Raw genomic sequence first — 15,849 nt, forward strand, 5'->3', positions numbered from 1 at the left:
GCTCCTTATTTTTTTACCTTACCATTCTCTCAAACCTTTGTCCTGTTTAGACTAGAGGTGCCTTGTCACCCGCTAAGACTCTTAACATACAAGGGACACGGCAGTGCCGTGTCCCTACAGATAGCGGGCAATCTATCTATACGCAACCGTACTTTGCAGAATTGATATTAAAAGATTTATCCCTTTAGAGACTTTTTAGGCTCATCATTCCTCAAAGCCGTCGAATCCTTGAGACGGAGGTCATTAATTGAAAAAGTCGAAAAGAGCGATCGCACCCTCTTCACAGTCCAACCAGCGATCGCAGAATATGTAAAAACTAACATTTTATAGCAAGTTTAGGAACCGGCAAGATGCCTGTTACACAATATATGAATTTGAGGGCAAGAGTTTTAGGAACCGGCAAGATGCCTGTTACACAATATATGAATTTGAGGGCAAGAGTTTTAATAACAAGCAAGATGCCTGTTCCACAATATATGAATTTTCTTGTGGGGCGTTGCTCCTAGCCCGCCCTGAAAGGATTATTGAAAAATTAGCAAAACATTAATCCAAACCTCCGCATTTAGCATTAAAATTAAAAAGACTGACTAGCCAACAATGCCCTATGTTTGAAGCCCTTGCCGATCGACTCGAATCCACCTGGAAAAAACTGCGCGGACAAAATAAAATCTCCGAGTCCAACATCCAAGACGCGCTCAAAGAAGTCCGCCGCGCCCTCCTGGAAGCCGATGTCAACCTCCAAGTTGTCAAAAACTTCATCGGAGAGGTAGCGGCAAAAGCACAAGGCGCAGAAGTCGTCTCAGGCGTCCGTCCCGACCAACAATTCATCAAAATCGTCCACGACGAACTCGTGCGCGTCATGGGGGAAACCAACGTACCCCTCGCCACCGCCGAATCCGGGCCCACAGTTATCCTGATGGCCGGTTTGCAAGGAACCGGGAAAACCACAGCTACCGCCAAACTAGCGCTGCACCTCCGCAAACAAAATCGTACCGCACTGCTAGTCGCAACCGACATTTATCGACCAGCCGCGATCGACCAATTGCTCACACTCGGCAAACAAATCGACGTACCAGTATTTGAATTAGGCAAAGACATTGACCCCGTAGAAATTGCCCGCCAAGGCATCGAACACGGCAAACAAATCGGCATCGATACCATCATCGTCGATACAGCAGGCCGCCTGCAAATCGACCAAGACATGATGGCAGAATTGGCCCGCATCAAACAAACAGTACAACCCCACGAAACGCTGTTAGTTGTTGATGCCATGACCGGCCAAGAAGCAGCAAATTTAACCCGCACCTTTCACGAACAAATCGGCATTACCGGCGCAATCTTAACCAAATTAGACGGCGACAGCCGCGGCGGCGCAGCCTTATCCGTGCGGCAAATATCCGGCGCGCCGATTAAATTTGTCGGCGTCGGCGAAAAAGTGGAAGCCTTGCAACCATTTTATCCCGATCGCATGGCCTCGAGAATACTCGGCATGGGCGATGTCTTGACGCTAGTAGAAAAAGCGCAAGAAGAATTCGACATCGCCGATGCCGAGAAAATGCAAGAGAAAATGCTCACGGCAAAGTTTGACTTTACCGACTTTCTCAAACAAACCAGACTATTAAAAAATATGGGTTCCCTCGGTGGCATCATGAAAATGATTCCGGGGATGAACAAACTCTCAGATGAACAAATGCGGCAGGGAGAAGTGCAGCTAAAACGCACCGAAGCCATGATCAATTCCATGACAGTGGAAGAACGCCGCAACCCCGAACTTTTAGCAAGTTCTCCATCCCGCCGCCGCCGCATCGGCAAAGGCGCAGGCTACGCAGAAAACGACGTAACTAAGCTGGTGAGCGATTTCCAGAAAATGCGTACAATGATGCAGCAAATGAGTCAAGGCAACTTCGCCGGCATGGGAGGAATGCCGGGAATGCCCGGAATGCCGGGAATGGGTGGCCCCGGAATGCAGCCCGGTTCCCGTGGCTATATGGGTGCCCAGCAGAAGAAGAAAAAGAAAAAAGATAAGCCTAAAAAAGGTTTCGGACAGTTGTAGAAAGCGTCAAACATAATGTTGCAGCATTCTCAATAATCCTTTTATGAACGGGCAAGATGCCTGTTCCACAAAAAAATTAATTTCTTGTGGAACGGGCATCTTGCCCGTTCTTGAGAATGGTACAATCTGTCAAAACCATCAAACTTTAACTCTTTTCTTGTTGCCGAGTTCAATCTAAAAAAAACTGGAATTGAATATGGTACAAATATTTACTGAACCAGAAACCATCTCTATAGAATTGCCAAACGCGATCGGCCTATTAGTCACCCCAGAACAATTCGAGGCCCTAGCATTAGCAAATCCCGACTTGAGATTAGCGAGAAATGTATAAGGAGAGTAGGCTTTTGGGCCTGTCCCACAAGAGTTTCATAAAATTTATCGAGGCAAACTAGATGTCAGGCCAGCTTACTACCCCTACTTTTATGCCTAATAGTTCGGTTGCCTTTTCGCTGTCTACAGGCTTAGAAAATAAATATCCTTGCCCAAACTCACACCCCAACTCTCGCAGTTTCTGTAGCTGTGTTGACGTTTCTATACCTTCTGCCACGATATCCATACCTCGGCTGCGAGCCAGCGTCACAATTGTCTGGATAATTTCTACGCCGCTGTTGTCTAACCCAATGCGGCTAACAAAAGAGCGGTCAATCTTTAAAGTATCAATGGGAAACTCGTGTAAGCGACTTAAAGAAGAGTAGCCCGTGCCAAAGTCGTCGATACACAACTGAATGCCTAGAGCTTTTAACTGCTTCAACATCTTTTCTTCCCTGGATACTGTTTCTAAAATGCAACTTTCAGTAATCTCTAGTTTGAGACTGTAGCTGGGAAAGCCAGTCTGCTGCAAAATCTCCTCAATTCGATTGAGTAGGTTTGCTTGCTTTAGCTGCACGGGGGAAAGATTGACATTAATCGCCAAGGGAGGTGTTTGGGGAAACTGTTGCTGCCAAATACTGACCTGGTGACAAGCTTCCTGCAAAACCCACCACCCCAGTTCATTGATCAAACCAGTTTCTTCAGCCACAGGGATAAACTCAGCAGGCGGGTAGATTATGCCAGATGCCTGATGCCAGCGCACCAAAGCTTCAAAGCCACTCAGTTGCCCGGTAGAAAGGGAGACAATTGGCTGGTAGTGAACGCAAAATTCTTGTAGCGCGATCGCCCTTCTCAAGTCGTTCTCCAACTGCAAGCGCGTCATAGCAATAGTTTGCATAGCTGGATCGAAAACCTCGTAACGCCCTCTGCCTTGAGCTTTAGCATAATACATGGCGATATCCGCATCTCTGAGTACGTCTTCTGGGCGATCGTAACCCATTGTGCTAACGATAATTCCAATGCTGATCTCGGTAAATACTTCATAATCATTCAAATTAAACGGCTGCCTTAATTGATTTTGGATGCGTTCAGCCACCCTGTTTGGTTCATCAATATCTTTAATATCTTCCAGCAAGATCACAAATTCATCTCCTCCAAACCGCGCAACTGCATCTGTATGGCGTAAACAAACTTGCAGTTGACGAGCAATGCTTTTTAGTAATTGATCCCCAACCAAGTGTCCGAGGCTATCATTCACTACTTTAAAGCGATCTAGGTCAATAAACAGCACCGCATATAGATAATCTTCACGTCTGTACGACAAGTCGATCGCCTGTTGCAGCCGATTCATAAACCAAGCGCGGTTAGGCAACTCCGTTAGCGCATCGTGAAAAGCATCATGTCCTAATTTTTCTTCCCTTTCCAACAACTGAACTTGAGCCTGTTGAAGCTCGTTGCAGGCTTGTCTAAGTTCAGCCGTTTGAGAAGCCACCCGTTCTTCTAACTCAGAAGTGAGTTTCTGCAAAGCAGCTTCCGCCTCTTTTCGCGCTTCTATTTCCTGTTTGAGAAGCACATTTTGCTCTTCCAGCGTCTTGGTCAAATTTCGCAGTCTCAGGTGTAGTTGCACGCGGGCTAGGACTTCCTCTTGCTGAAAGGGTTTGGTGATATAATCTACTGCCCCCATTGACAGACCTTTAACCTTATCCACACGATCCGTAAGAGCTGTCATAAAAATCACAGGGATATCTTTCGTTGCCACCGATGCTTTTAAGCGGTAGCAGGTTTCAAACCCATCTATCCCCGGCATCATCACATCTAACAATATGATATTTGGCGAAACTTCTTTTAACTTCTCAATAGCACTTTCCCCATCCTTAGCCACTAAAACCTTGAAGCCTGACTCCTTCAAAAAATCGAACAGAAGTTTGAGGTTATTTGGGTTATCGTCAACAATTAAAATTACATTGCCTTTTTCGTTTAGCATTTTATTACCCCAAATGTTTTTTTACAAAAGCTAGTAGTTCTTTTTCTTCAAAATTTTTCGCAAATTGCCATATTTTATTAGCGAAGGGTAGATAGCTGCCGTCTATCTGCTTGAGTCTATTGGCTTCCTGCTCAACCACTTCAATATCACCGATCCTAGCTGCATTAAACAGCGCTACCAACTCTGCTGAGGGCGGTATCACAAGCTCACCACTTTGAACGTTTAATAAATCAGTGCCACCTTCCTGCTGTGCCTTCGCCAAATCCGCAGGTTTGTCGTAAATCCATTCTATTTGTAAGTATTTTTTTAATACTTCTAGCAATTCTTCTACTTGGATAGGCTTTGACAGGAACTCGTTACAACCTGCTTCTTGGCTATTTTGCCGATCGAATTCAAACACGCTGGCACTGGATGCTATCAATATTACATCCTTAAACTCTGATGAATTTCGCAATCTCCGCGACATTTCAAATCCATCCATTACTGGCATCACTAAGTCTGTGATAATCAGATCGGGTTGAAAATCCATGGCTTGATTTAAACCATCTTGTCCATTACAAGCTTCCCTAATTTTAAAACCTAGTGGCTCTAATAAAATTTTAATAAAACCTCGATTTTCTAATCGATCGTCTACTAACAAAATTTTATTTTTATTTCCTTTAAAACCAATTAAATTCATTGAAGTTTTTAGCGAAGTATACTCAATAAATTCAGATGATTGAGTCAAGTCTAAATCAAAGGAAAAAATGCTGCCGTTACCGAGTATACTTTCGACTTTTATTTCGCCTCCCATCATTTGAACAATTTTCTGTGCAATGGCTAATCCTAAGCCAGTGCCTTCTGCCTTCTGCTGGCTATTTCCGACTTGTTCAAACGGTAAAAATATTTTTTCTAACTGTTCTGGGGTCATCCCCACGCCAGTATCTTCGATATAGAAACGAACTGTAGTAAGTGGTGATTGGTCGGAGTCTTTTCCCTCACCTATTACGCCTACCTTAAAAATAACACCTCCTTTTTCTGTAAATTTAATAGCATTGCCCAAAAGGTTAATTAAAACTTGGCGCAGTCGTTTTTCATCAGCATTGACAGCGTTAGGGAGTTGATTTAAGACTTGATAATTAAATGTAATTTCTTTTTGTTCGGCTCGGATGCGGCACATTTCCACAACGCCCATCAGAAAAGAAGGAAAATTAAAAGCTGAACTGTAAAGCTCCATTTTACTTGCTTCTATTTTAGAAATATCTAAAATATCATTAATCAGAGTGAGTAAGTGCGAACCACACTGGTGAATAATTTGGATAGCATCTTTTTGTTTAGGAGTTGTACTTTTATCGCGTTCCATAATTTGAGCGTATCCTAGAATCCCGTTCAGGGGAGTGCGGAGTTCATGGCTCATGTTCGCTAGGAATTCGCTCTTGGCGTGATTAGCAGTATCAGCCGCAACTTTTGCCTCTTTTAGCTCACTTGTCCGTTCTTCTACTCGATTTTCTAGATCTGAGTTGGTTCTTTCTAAAGCAGCAAAAGACTCGCGCAATTGCTGTGCCATTTGGTTAAAAGATTCAGCGAGAAGTCCGAGTTCATCTATGCCATTCACCTCTACTTTTTGGTCTAATTGACCGCTAGCGATCGCTCTACTCGCTTTACTCAAACGAAAAATAGGGTGGGTAATCCAGCGGGAAGCGAGGATTCCTAACAACGTCGCTAGCACTAACGCTAAAAGGCAGAGTAGGATAGTGCTGCGGGTATTGGCGTTGATTTGCTCCATAAAGTCGGCTTCTGGAACAACTACAACAATCAGCAAATCAAGACCTCTACCATCTTGGAAGGGGGATACTTGCACGAATTCTCGCTGACCATTTAGCAGGAATTCGAGTTGCGAGTTGCTATCTATTTCGGTGAAGTTACCAAAGCGTTCTATTAAGTGCTGCGCTGTTCCCTGTATCAAAGGAACCCTGCTTTCAATAGCTTTTAATCTTTGCGTATTTTGGCGATTTTTTTTATTAATAAATGGCTTTTCTGGGGTAGAAGATGCCACTAGAAAGCCAGAGCGTTCTATGATGAAAGTTTGGCCGGATTTACCAATTTTTAAACTTTGGAGAAAGTCGCCGATTTTGGATAGAAATAAATCGGTACTTACAACACCTATAAAAGTGCCATTTTTGTCGTAAACAGGTTGGCTAGCGGAGATTCCTAGGCTAGGTTGAATATAATATTGATAAATTTTATTCCATTGGGGTTTGCCTGCAAGTTTTGCGGCTTTATACCAGGGTCGAATGCGGGGATCGTAGTCGGGGTGGGTTTCCTTAAACTGAGTCGGGTTGCCCTCTTTATCTACGCGGACGATCGTATTGATAAAATTAGTAGAGCGATCGGTTATTTCAATAACCACACTACCATCATCCTTATATCCAGCACCCGCGTATTCTTTTTGTTCCCCTCCAAAACTAATGTAACTAACAGTGGAAAATTGCTTGAGCTGCCAGAAGAAGTAGCTTCTCATAGAACTCATATTGTCTGGATTCCATAATCCAAAGCGGCGAATGGCATCGACGCTGATGGCATTGACCAAATGGGGCGTTTCCAAGTAAGTGTTTAATTGTTGATTGATGCGGGCGACTAGCTCGGTTCGTAATTGGGTAGTAACGTTGTTGACGGCAGTTTTGCCGTTGCGTAGCGAAAACCAACCTGTCAGCCCCACAGCAACAAAGATTTGCAGGACGAATGGTACGACTAAGACGAGGCGTAGTGGGATTTTTTGAGGGCTTTTTGCAAGTTTATGCTCACTTGCTATTTGTGTCATGGCGGAGTCATTTTAGTAATTGGATTATTTCAATAACAACAGTCGCTCACCCTTGGTCATTTAAAGTCAGCTCTAGGAAAATTATTGATTTCGTCTCTCTTGAAAGCCAATTGTTTTAATGATATCTTATTGTTGAGTAACCGAGCTCAAATAAGCGGGTAATACTGATACGGTTGGCAAATTTATGAAAAAAACCGCTCCCCCATGTGAGACGAAATCTCCATAAATGTTAAATGCTATATTTTGCTTGGGGTTGCAGTGTAAGCCTACCTGGAGATTTCATGGATATTGAGTAGACGTTCATTCACTTCTAGGTCTTGACCTCAATACTAATTGATCTAAGCATACAACTATAGTCAGGACTTACGAACTATAGGCTCTGAAACCCAGCTTCCCCGTGCTGTCCTTAAAAAAGGGGGGGAACCGCTTCAAAAAACGGCGCACTTGAAAGCCGTCTTGGAAAAAGGGTTTGGGGGTTCTATGCGTAAGTCCTAAGTTTACGCAAGCTAAATTGCGCTTTTTTTTTCAAGGAGATCTGTGGCCGATCCCACAAGGATTCTCAAATAGAGGACATGGGTACCTAGATGCACAATAACTTAATAGTCTATCGTGCATAGTGCCTAAACCAACCCTAAACTCAACACTTTGACGGGGTGACAAGCAGGTTAAAAGCAAAGCTGCGTCAAGGTTTTGAGTTGATTAACCAAGCACAGAGCTCTTGGCGGCGTGAGTCAATAAAAGAGAGTGGCGAGCTCGCTTGAATCAGATTCAAGGCGAGCTTGGACGCTCTTATGAGTCAATAAGCCTGTCAATAATCCCCTATTTTTTGTGATGCTCAGGGGCTTTAATGCTTTTACCATCAAGGTTTCACAGGCGTTGTCACCCCGTCAAGTATTTTAACTTACTACTGTCTCGGACGATCGACTTTGCTCCGCTCTTGCAGTGTACGCTGTCCGTTGGGGATGCGGAATATGGGGTAATTGTTCACAAGAAAACTGGTTTGTTTGTAGTAACAACTTTAGTCCTTAGTAACTAAAAGCTTTAAGAAAAGACAGAAGTCATGAGGACACACTTAATTGCACAATCAAATTCTATTGAATAGCTTGCCTGAATTCCCGCATTGCCTGAAGGTGATTTTCAATATTGATACACCGCGCCAATAATACAATATCTAAGTCTGGCAGAACTTGAGAGCGATCGACCTCTGCATATCCATCAGCCCCCAACGAATACATACGAAGTGCCCCATTTTCCCAAAACCAAACTTCAGGAATTTCCAGGCGTTTGTAAGCTTCCAACTTGTTAATACCGCCGCTAGTCACCACCACTTCCACCGCCAAATCAGGAAATTCTCGATTAGCTCCTAATTCGTAAGATAGATCTGCTTCTCTCTTCACCCTTCCAGTTTCACTTTCTAGTGTGACCGAACCAGTTGGCGTAAAGTCAATCCCTGCATATTCCAAATAGAGATCCACCAGCGTTGAAATCCGCTGTTTGGCAGTTTCATGTTTTCTTCCAGGCATACGTCTAATCTCCAACACCCCATCTAAAAACGACAGCCTCAGCCCTGGGCGTGAGAGCAACTGTTCAACAGCCTTAAACTCTCTCCAACTCAGCTCGTCAATTAAGATAGGTTCATCGAGCCGTTCTAACTTTTCTAAAGTTGTCGTCATCCTAACCCCTCCTTACTCAATCTAATCTTCATTATATTTGCGTTCATCAGCGCTCATCTGCATTAATCTGGGGTTGCAATCCCATCTACTTTCCCAAAGTTCCCTTGTACTCATCCGGTACAAATTCCGTAACCACTTGGCCACCACCACCGTCGCCTTTGACAATCACAGTTTGATTTTTCAACTCTCCCGCCGCCCTCGGCCCAGTCAAATTAAACACCGGATTTAGTTGCTTGTAAACCACATTTCCTTCGGCGTCGAAAGTCTGGTTAGTTAAATACCACGTTACGCGATCGGTATTTAATTGAGCTTGACGTTTTTCACCAATTCCTACCACATTTCCCGTCAAATAAAAAACTTTTTTCTCTAAATCTCCCCGCCCCGTATTCCCAGTCATCGTCACCTTTTCTACGCGGTGAAATACCTTCACAGGCCCGGGCGATATCACATATTGCGCCGGAAAATTCCAGCTCATCAAACTGCTTTCTATTTGCAGTGGCGGGTCTGATGGCATCAACTGAGCGTTTTTCGTCAGCGTCGCAATCTTAGTTTTTAAGTCTACATCTACTTGGTCGGCAAAACCGCTGTCTGTTACTGTTTTATCTTTGTATCTGTCAATTTGAGTCGGTTTGTCGCTGTTTACCTTTTGCTGCTCCACAAACCACACTAAGTGCTCAGTTCTTAATTGCAAAGCCGGATCTTGAACATTCGCCACCACAGAGCCGAATAACTCCATCCTCTTAGCCCTACTGAAAACCCGCGCTTCCTTCGCTGAAGCCCTCACCTGTTTGTTCTCTCCCGTCAAATTATTCCGAACAACTAAAACATCTTCCTTCGGCCGCCACTCCAACTCATTTCCCCGCAATACCACTCCATTTTTTAGGTCTTTAGCAACTATGTTACCTTTAAGAAAAACCTGATTTCCTTCCTCAAATACCTGCCCCGTTTCTCCCTGAATGTCGTAAATTTCTTTGCCGTCCTGAAACAATTTGCCCACAGGTTTCTGAACGTTAACTATTTTTTTGTCTTTGCTGTAAACGGCATTTGTGGAGTTTACTTTCCAGAACGTCTCGCCCTTTTCGTTTGCTTGTTCTAGGGTTACTTTGTTCAAAGTTAAAGTGCTGTTTGACTGTTGAGCAGTTTTGATATCCTCAGCTAATTTGTTTTTTTGAGTCTCTTGGGGAGCTGCACAAGCAGCAATCCCCAAAATCAGTGCTGCTAAAAATAGCAGCATCAATTTTGGGGATTTGAGATTGGGAATTTTGGATTTGAGATTAATCATTGGCAATTAAGAATTGGTAATCGGTAACTGGTAATTTGGTATTAAAAAACACTTAATCAAAAATTAAAAAGCTGTCATTTTTTGTCTAATTTTTTAACTTTTAATTCTCAATGATTTAACCCATTAACTATCACACATTACCCGTTACCTATTACCTATTACCCATTACCAAATCCCTATCTGTCGTCGTGTTCGTCCATCAAGCTCAGACCCGACAAAGGGCGGTAAGCATAATTAGGGCGTGATGTTTTTTGGATATCGTCCTTAATCATTTCCAAATCGATATAGCGATCGGCTACATTAATCAAACTGTCGCTTGTCATCGATCGCAAACTCACCACCTCCACCCGAACGCCGCGATAGCTCACAGCGTCTACAGCATAAGCCAAGTCGCCGTCACCGCTGACCAGTACCGCCGTGTCGTAAGACCCGACTAAAGCCATCATATCCACAGCGATTTCTACATCTAAATTCGCCTTCTTAGAACCATCTGGCAACTGTACCAAATCTTTAGAAATCACCCGGTAGCCGTTGCGGCGCATCCACAGCAAAAACCCCTGCTGTTTCTCGTTAGTGCGATCGACACCCGTGTAGAAAAAAGAGCGCAGCAGCCGCGAACCCGCAGTTAAACGGCACAGCAGCTTAGTGTAATCAATCTCAATTCCTAACTGCAAAGCCGCGTAAAAAAGGTTAGAGCCGTCAATAAAAATTGCCACTCGACCGCGATTTTCTAGAACCTGTTCCGGCGTAAAAAGGTCATTGCTTTCTATTCTATTCAACACGATTGTTATGCCTCAATTTTTATGAAAGATTGGTAAGGAAATAAGTGCTAATTCGTAGTCTGTCATAGCACCCCGAGCGCTGGCTGCCAACTATGAATGTACTGTTTCCAGCAGTTCTAGCCGCTTAAAAACAGGTTGGGGTTCCCCCAGAGTTTGGTTAGCCGGCAAAGCGCCCCAGGCAGCATGAGCTGCAAAATTCGGTAAACTGTTAACTGTAACCCGATCGTTAAAGTCAATTGAAAAACCTAGCTGCTGATAGATAGCGTTGCTGATATTGGGAATAATCGGCGATAAAAGGTAAGATGCTAGTCTAACAGATTCCAGAACAGAATATAGCACCTGTTCGACACTTTCGAGCTGTCCTTGCTTGTACAAACTCCAAGGTGCTTGCACGTCAATAAACTTGTTCCCGGCTCGCACTAATGCCAGCACGGCTTCGCAAGCCTTGCTAAAAGCCAACTCTTCGTAAAAACCCGCTACTTGATCGCCCAAATCCCGGCTCATAGCCTTGAGAAGGTTGTCGTCCTCAATGTTTTCTCCCAACACATTTGGTACGCAGCCACCGCAATATTTGCGAGCCATGTTTAGGGTACGATTAAGCAAATTTCCCAAATCATTTGCTAGCTCAGCATTCAATATATTGATAAACCGAGTTTCGTTAAAATCGCCGTCCTCTCCGAACTCAATTTCTTTGAGGAAATAGTAACGTACTGCATCAGCGCCGTATTTGTTGACCAATTCGACAGGGTTTAAAGTATTACCCTCCGTTTTCCCCATTTTTTTGCCGTCTTTGGTCAAAAACCCGTGTGCGAAGACGCGACCCGGCATAGGTAGATTCGCTGACATCAGCATTGCCGGCCAGTAAACTGCGTGGAAGCGAAGAATATCTTTGCCGATCAAGTGCAAGTCAACCGGCCACCATTTAGATAAAGCATTCTCCAACATCGGGTCACTGTCCGGATCTAGCAAGGCGGTGACGTATCCCAGCAAAGCGTCAAACCAGACGTAGATACTGTGACTGGGGTCAACTGGCATTGGCAGACCCCATGCAAGATTCACTCTAGAAATCGAAAAGTCTTGCAGTCCAGAGTTGACGAAGCTCAGCACTTCGTTGCGTCGGCTTTCCGGCGCGATGAAGTCGGGACGTTCTGCGTACAATGCCAGCAGTTGGTCTTGATACCGCGACAGACGGAAAAAGTAATTTTCCTCGTCGCGCCACTCAACTTCCTTGCTGGTGTGGACGGAACACCGATTTCCGGGCAACAATTCCCGTTCATCCTTAAATTCTTCACAGGAGACGCAGTACCAGCCTTGTTGCTGGTTCAAGTAGATGTCGCCGGAGTTCCAGACGCGCTGGAAAAATTCTTTGACAATGTACTCGTGGCGCCTCGAAGTTGTGCGGATGAAGCGATCGTACTGGATGTCGAGTTGCTCCCACAGCGCCTCAAACGCCGGAACTACTGAATCGCAGTGAGCTTGGGGCGATCGTCCCAAACTCTCGGCTGTCCGCTGAATTTTCTGCCCGTGTTCGTCCGTCCCCGTAACCAGCAAAACAGATTTGCCTCGCAGCCGCTCAAATCGGGCTAGGGCATCCGCAGCCATAGTCGTATAAGCGCTGCCAACGTGAGGTAAATCGTTTACATAATACAGAGGGGTTGTGATCGCAAAGGTATTTTTAGTTGTATCAGTCGATTTCATTGAATGCTAAAAGAAAATTCCCTAAATTTCGTTTCGATCTTAACTCAGCGGTTAAATTTTTTATGGAGTGGCACTCAAGCCAAATTCACTGCAAGTTATTTGCAATTGTCTAACCCGGGCTATTCCCAAAAGAAATATTGCTTTCCTATCCACACTAATCTTTTTTAGTTGTTTTTGGCGAACTCTCTAAAATGTCTTAATATTTTGACATTCTGGTGCCTTGGGAATCGACGATCGCGGGGTTCGCGCCTCCTCAATTTATTTATCGCAGCCGCCATCCCTAGAGGGGGCGATCGCCCACCCGGTTTGCAACAAAACTCACCGGTTAGGCTGCTAAACCCGCCATTCGACTAACACTCCGCAACCACTTTCTGTAAATGCGCGATCGATCGCCATCGCCATCTCTTTGCCTCGATCCCCGGAAAGTCGATCGCCCGTAACTCCTGCCACTTTCCGAGCCGCTCATGGACGCAGAAACCGGGTTGTTTACGAAACTCTCTTGTCAAGCGCGAAGCTTTAGTTTCTTACCCAAAAAAAAAGAGTATCAAACCCACTTTCGGCACCCTCAACTGTCACTATCGGTTTTTACTTATTTTGATCCAGGAATAAAATTCTAAATCATAATATAATACCGTAGATTGACGGATAAAAAAGTTTTTAAAAGCATAATTTGTTACTTTGAAGATATAGTTTTCTGCGTAATTATGCTGTATGACACCCCAGGGTGTGAAATATGGGATAAAAGCCTAGGTTTTTTGTCACAAAACCCGGTTGATAAAGGTTGCTAGTGCGTTCACAGACAATAAAACCCCAAGCCAGTTAAGCTTGGGGCTATCAAATTAGGGTGCATCTAACAACGGATTATCCGATCGCCCTCGATCGCCATCAGGAAAACTAACTCGATTTCCGCCAATAGCTTCTGACAAATAATCCGCTGCAGCTTCCACAACCGCGATCGCATTTTCATAAACCATCCGCGTCGGCCCTAAAACCCCAACACTACCCACCGGCACCGATCCCCGGCGGTAAGTCGAAGAAATCAGAGTACAGCCACGAATTGGTTCTAAGGAATTTTCCGAGCCAATACGCACCGTTACCCGCTTCCCGGGGGTGTCCAACTCAGGCGATTCAAAAATCAAAGGCCAAAGCAGTTCCTGCTCTTGTTCGAGCAGTTGCACCAGGGTTTGAACTTGCTGCAACTGCGAAAACTCAGGCAAGCGCAGCGCTTCTGCCAAACCGCCGATCAGAATCCGCGTGTAGGTTGGATTTCTTTGGCGGCTGCTCAAAGCAGTCAGCATGGTTCCCATCCACTCCGCGTACAGCTCAAAGTCCCGGTCTAACTCGCTCCAGTCTACAGTGGAGAGTTCCAAGAGCGATCGTCCCCGCAACTTGCTGTTCAAAAAATTCGACAAAATCTGCAATTGGCGATCGACGATTTCCACATCAGGCGTGTTACCTTCTGCATCCCTCGGCAACTGCACCAAAACCGACTGAGTTTCGTAGGCATCCGTTACCACGATTAGCATCACCTTTCCCGGCTCTAGCTGCACCAGTTGCAAGTGGCGCAAGCAAGCCATATTGGTTTGCGGTATGGTGATCATGGCTATGTAACCGCTGATAGTTGCCAGGATTTGAGCAGCGCCGCGGAGTGCCGCGTCCATGCGACCATCCGACCAATTGAGCTGGTCTAGTACCTGTTCCACCTTGCGGGCAAGCGTATCAGACGGCTGAATCAACTGGTCTACATAAATTCGGTAGCCGGAGTCAGAGGGGACTCGTCCTGCCGAAGTGTGGGGCTGATAGAGCAATCCAGCTTTTTCAAGAGTCCCCATCGCATTGCGAATGGTAGCTGGGCTGACGCTGAGGTTGAATTCGTCAGCCAAAGCTTTTGAGCCAACGGGTTCGGCTGTAGCTATATAGTGGCGAACCGTTGCCCAAAGGATGTGTTGTTGCCGATCGGTGAGGTTAACGCGCACAGATATTTAAGCAGAATTAGTATTGAGACAATTTGCCACTATCGAGTCAGAAGCTCTGTCCTTAAGGGCGATCGGGCAGAGTTATCTATTTAACATAACAGATTTAGGCGAAGGAAGCTCGGCAACTGATTGTGTACGGGATTTAACCGATTGTGTAAGCGATTTAAGGGATGGATGTTGAGGGAAGGAAGAGGGAAAAATCTTTTAACTTTTAACTTGTAACTGTCAATTTGGGAAGCTTAGCTTCCCCGAACCGGAGATCTGCCCAATCCCCCATTCCTCGGTTTCGCTTTACCCAATGCCCTTTAAGTGTGTTCTTGCAGAATATTTTGCAGGTAATTAGCCACTGCATCCGGCTGTTCCACCATTGCCAAATGGCCACAATCGGGAAGCTGAAGGACATTCTCGCCGCAACCTTGAAACATCCAGTGAAAGCTAGCCAAATGCAGCACGTATTTCGGTTCCATAATTTTGTCTTTAGTGCCGGCAATAAAATAAACAGGCTGCTTGAGTCGGGACACTATTTGCGGCAAGAGGTGAATCTGGGCTTCTGTGGTCGAGTCCAACAAAGCCCCCAAAGCTGCCTCTGGATCAGCTCCCACAAAATCTATTAAGCGCTGCCGTCCCCACGAGCGCCCGATCGAGCGGGCTACAGAATCGCGGGCAAACAGGTAATCTGCTAAGGGCAAGCGAGGCAGCCAGCCAGGACGCATTTTCACTAACTGCTTGCCGACCGATCGAAACCGCTCGAATTCTTCCTTAAGATAGATGCCGCCGCCTGCATTGATGCAGACCACGCCTTTAACGCGATCGGACAATTTGCTGGCTCCCCATAGAGCGATCGTACCGCCCAGAGAGTGTCCCACCAGCCAGGCAGAAGAAATACCGAGTTTTTCGAGTAAAATTTCCAAATCGCGAGCGTAAGCTGCGGGAGTGTAGCAGGAGTTAAGCGGTTCGGAACATGGGCGATCGGCGCCTGCGTCCGATTGAGAATCGCCAAACCCCCGCAAATCATAGGTAAGGCACTGATACTTTGATGCCAAGCGATCGGTCAAAGGTTGCCAGTAGTGGCGGCTTAACAGCCAGCCGTGCACAAATACCAGAACCGGGGAAGTTGCAGTCGGAGCCGTCAAATCGTAAGCGTGCCGAACCCCTAGGATGTCGATGGTTGCCATAATTTTATCCTATCCCGAAATCAACACAGAGGTATCAGCAGTTCGATCGGGCGATCGGCTTGGTTTAACTTTCTCAACACTAAGGTTTTGACCAAAAACCAGGTTTCACGCCTAGTC

11 protein-coding genes are annotated in these 15,849 nt (G+C 45.4%); 2 read left to right on the top strand and 9 right to left on the bottom strand.

The genetic code is table 11. The features are described from left to right. Positions 1 to 176 precede the first annotated feature (176 nt). The gene (locus QUA40_RS14330) at positions 177 to 323 is read right to left on the bottom strand and encodes a hypothetical protein (RefSeq protein ID WP_333126831.1); all 147 of its coding nucleotides are present in this window, start codon (positions 321 to 323) and stop codon (positions 177 to 179) included. A 281-nt stretch (positions 324 to 604) separates the two neighbouring features. On the opposite strand from QUA40_RS14330, the gene ffh reads away from it, so the two are divergent. Together ffh and QUA40_RS14340 are read left to right on the top strand one after the other, a co-directional pair. Beyond that, positions 605 to 2,053 carry a signal recognition particle protein gene (ffh, locus tag QUA40_RS14335; RefSeq protein ID WP_190740739.1) on the top strand — a complete coding sequence of 483 codons (1,449 nt, stop codon included), beginning with the start codon at positions 605 to 607 and terminating at the stop codon, positions 2,051 to 2,053. 196 nt (positions 2,054 to 2,249) lie between these two features. Continuing rightward, positions 2,250 to 2,384 carry a hypothetical protein gene (locus QUA40_RS14340; RefSeq protein WP_333126834.1) on the top strand — a complete coding sequence of 45 codons (135 nt, stop codon included), beginning with the start codon at positions 2,250 to 2,252 and terminating at the stop codon, positions 2,382 to 2,384. A 57-nt stretch (positions 2,385 to 2,441) separates the two neighbouring features. Here QUA40_RS14340 and QUA40_RS14345 read toward each other — a convergent pair whose 3' ends face one another. The 8 genes from QUA40_RS14345 to QUA40_RS14380 form a co-directional block, all read right to left on the bottom strand. After that, positions 2,442 to 4,346: an EAL domain-containing protein gene (locus QUA40_RS14345; RefSeq protein WP_333126836.1), complete on the bottom strand. Its 1,905-nt coding sequence runs from the start codon at positions 4,344 to 4,346 to the stop codon at positions 2,442 to 2,444. 4 nt (positions 4,347 to 4,350) lie between these two features. Next, positions 4,351 to 7,146, bottom strand: a complete 2,796-nt coding sequence (locus QUA40_RS14350) for an ATP-binding protein (protein ID WP_333126837.1) — start codon at positions 7,144 to 7,146, stop codon at positions 4,351 to 4,353. A 1,091-nt stretch (positions 7,147 to 8,237) separates the two neighbouring features. Then, positions 8,238 to 8,819 (bottom strand): Uma2 family endonuclease, encoded by a 582-nt coding sequence (locus QUA40_RS14355; protein WP_333126840.1) that lies wholly within the window; start codon positions 8,817 to 8,819, stop codon positions 8,238 to 8,240. Between the two features lie 85 nt (positions 8,820 to 8,904). Beyond that, positions 8,905 to 10,101, bottom strand: a complete 1,197-nt coding sequence (gene lptC / locus QUA40_RS14360; protein ID WP_333126843.1) for an LPS export ABC transporter periplasmic protein LptC — start codon at positions 10,099 to 10,101, stop codon at positions 8,905 to 8,907. Between the two features lie 176 nt (positions 10,102 to 10,277). Next, positions 10,278 to 10,883 (bottom strand): LabA-like NYN domain-containing protein, encoded by a 606-nt coding sequence (locus QUA40_RS14365; protein WP_096831201.1) that lies wholly within the window; start codon positions 10,881 to 10,883, stop codon positions 10,278 to 10,280. Positions 10,884 to 10,973: 90 nt separating this feature from the next. Further along, positions 10,974 to 12,581 carry a methionine--tRNA ligase gene (metG, locus tag QUA40_RS14370; RefSeq protein WP_333126846.1) on the bottom strand — a complete coding sequence of 536 codons (1,608 nt, stop codon included), beginning with the start codon at positions 12,579 to 12,581 and terminating at the stop codon, positions 10,974 to 10,976. An 839-nt stretch (positions 12,582 to 13,420) separates the two neighbouring features. Continuing rightward, the gene (gene hrcA, locus QUA40_RS14375) at positions 13,421 to 14,563 is read right to left on the bottom strand and encodes a heat-inducible transcriptional repressor HrcA (RefSeq protein WP_445301151.1); all 1,143 of its coding nucleotides are present in this window, start codon (positions 14,561 to 14,563) and stop codon (positions 13,421 to 13,423) included. A 299-nt stretch (positions 14,564 to 14,862) separates the two neighbouring features. Continuing rightward, positions 14,863 to 15,732 carry an alpha/beta hydrolase gene (locus QUA40_RS14380; RefSeq protein WP_333126852.1) on the bottom strand — a complete coding sequence of 290 codons (870 nt, stop codon included), beginning with the start codon at positions 15,730 to 15,732 and terminating at the stop codon, positions 14,863 to 14,865. Positions 15,733 to 15,849 lie beyond the last annotated feature (117 nt).

This window comes from Microcoleus sp. Pol11C3 (genome assembly GCF_036701485.1).
GTDB lineage: Bacteria > Cyanobacteriota > Cyanobacteriia > Cyanobacteriales > Microcoleaceae > Microcoleus.

What these genes read in the sequence shown, in the direction of transcription:
- QUA40_RS14340 (WP_333126834.1), top strand. Translation starts at nt 2,250, where the DNA reads ATGGTACAAATATTTACTGAACCAGAAACCATCTCTATAGAATTGCCA.
- ffh (WP_190740739.1), top strand. Translation starts at nt 605, where the DNA reads ATGTTTGAAGCCCTTGCCGATCGACTCGAATCCACCTGGAAAAAACTG.
- QUA40_RS14350 (WP_333126837.1), bottom strand. Translation starts at nt 7,146, where the DNA reads ATGACACAAATAGCAAGTGAGCATAAACTTGCAAAAAGCCCTCAAAAA.
- metG (WP_333126846.1), bottom strand. Translation starts at nt 12,581, where the DNA reads ATGAAATCGACTGATACAACTAAAAATACCTTTGCGATCACAACCCCT.
- QUA40_RS14345 (WP_333126836.1), bottom strand. Translation starts at nt 4,346, where the DNA reads ATGCTAAACGAAAAAGGCAATGTAATTTTAATTGTTGACGATAACCCA.
- QUA40_RS14330 (WP_333126831.1), bottom strand. Translation starts at nt 323, where the DNA reads ATGTTAGTTTTTACATATTCTGCGATCGCTGGTTGGACTGTGAAGAGG.
- lptC (WP_333126843.1), bottom strand. Translation starts at nt 10,101, where the DNA reads ATGATTAATCTCAAATCCAAAATTCCCAATCTCAAATCCCCAAAATTG.
- QUA40_RS14380 (WP_333126852.1), bottom strand. Translation starts at nt 15,732, where the DNA reads ATGGCAACCATCGACATCCTAGGGGTTCGGCACGCTTACGATTTGACG.
- QUA40_RS14355 (WP_333126840.1), bottom strand. Translation starts at nt 8,819, where the DNA reads ATGACGACAACTTTAGAAAAGTTAGAACGGCTCGATGAACCTATCTTA.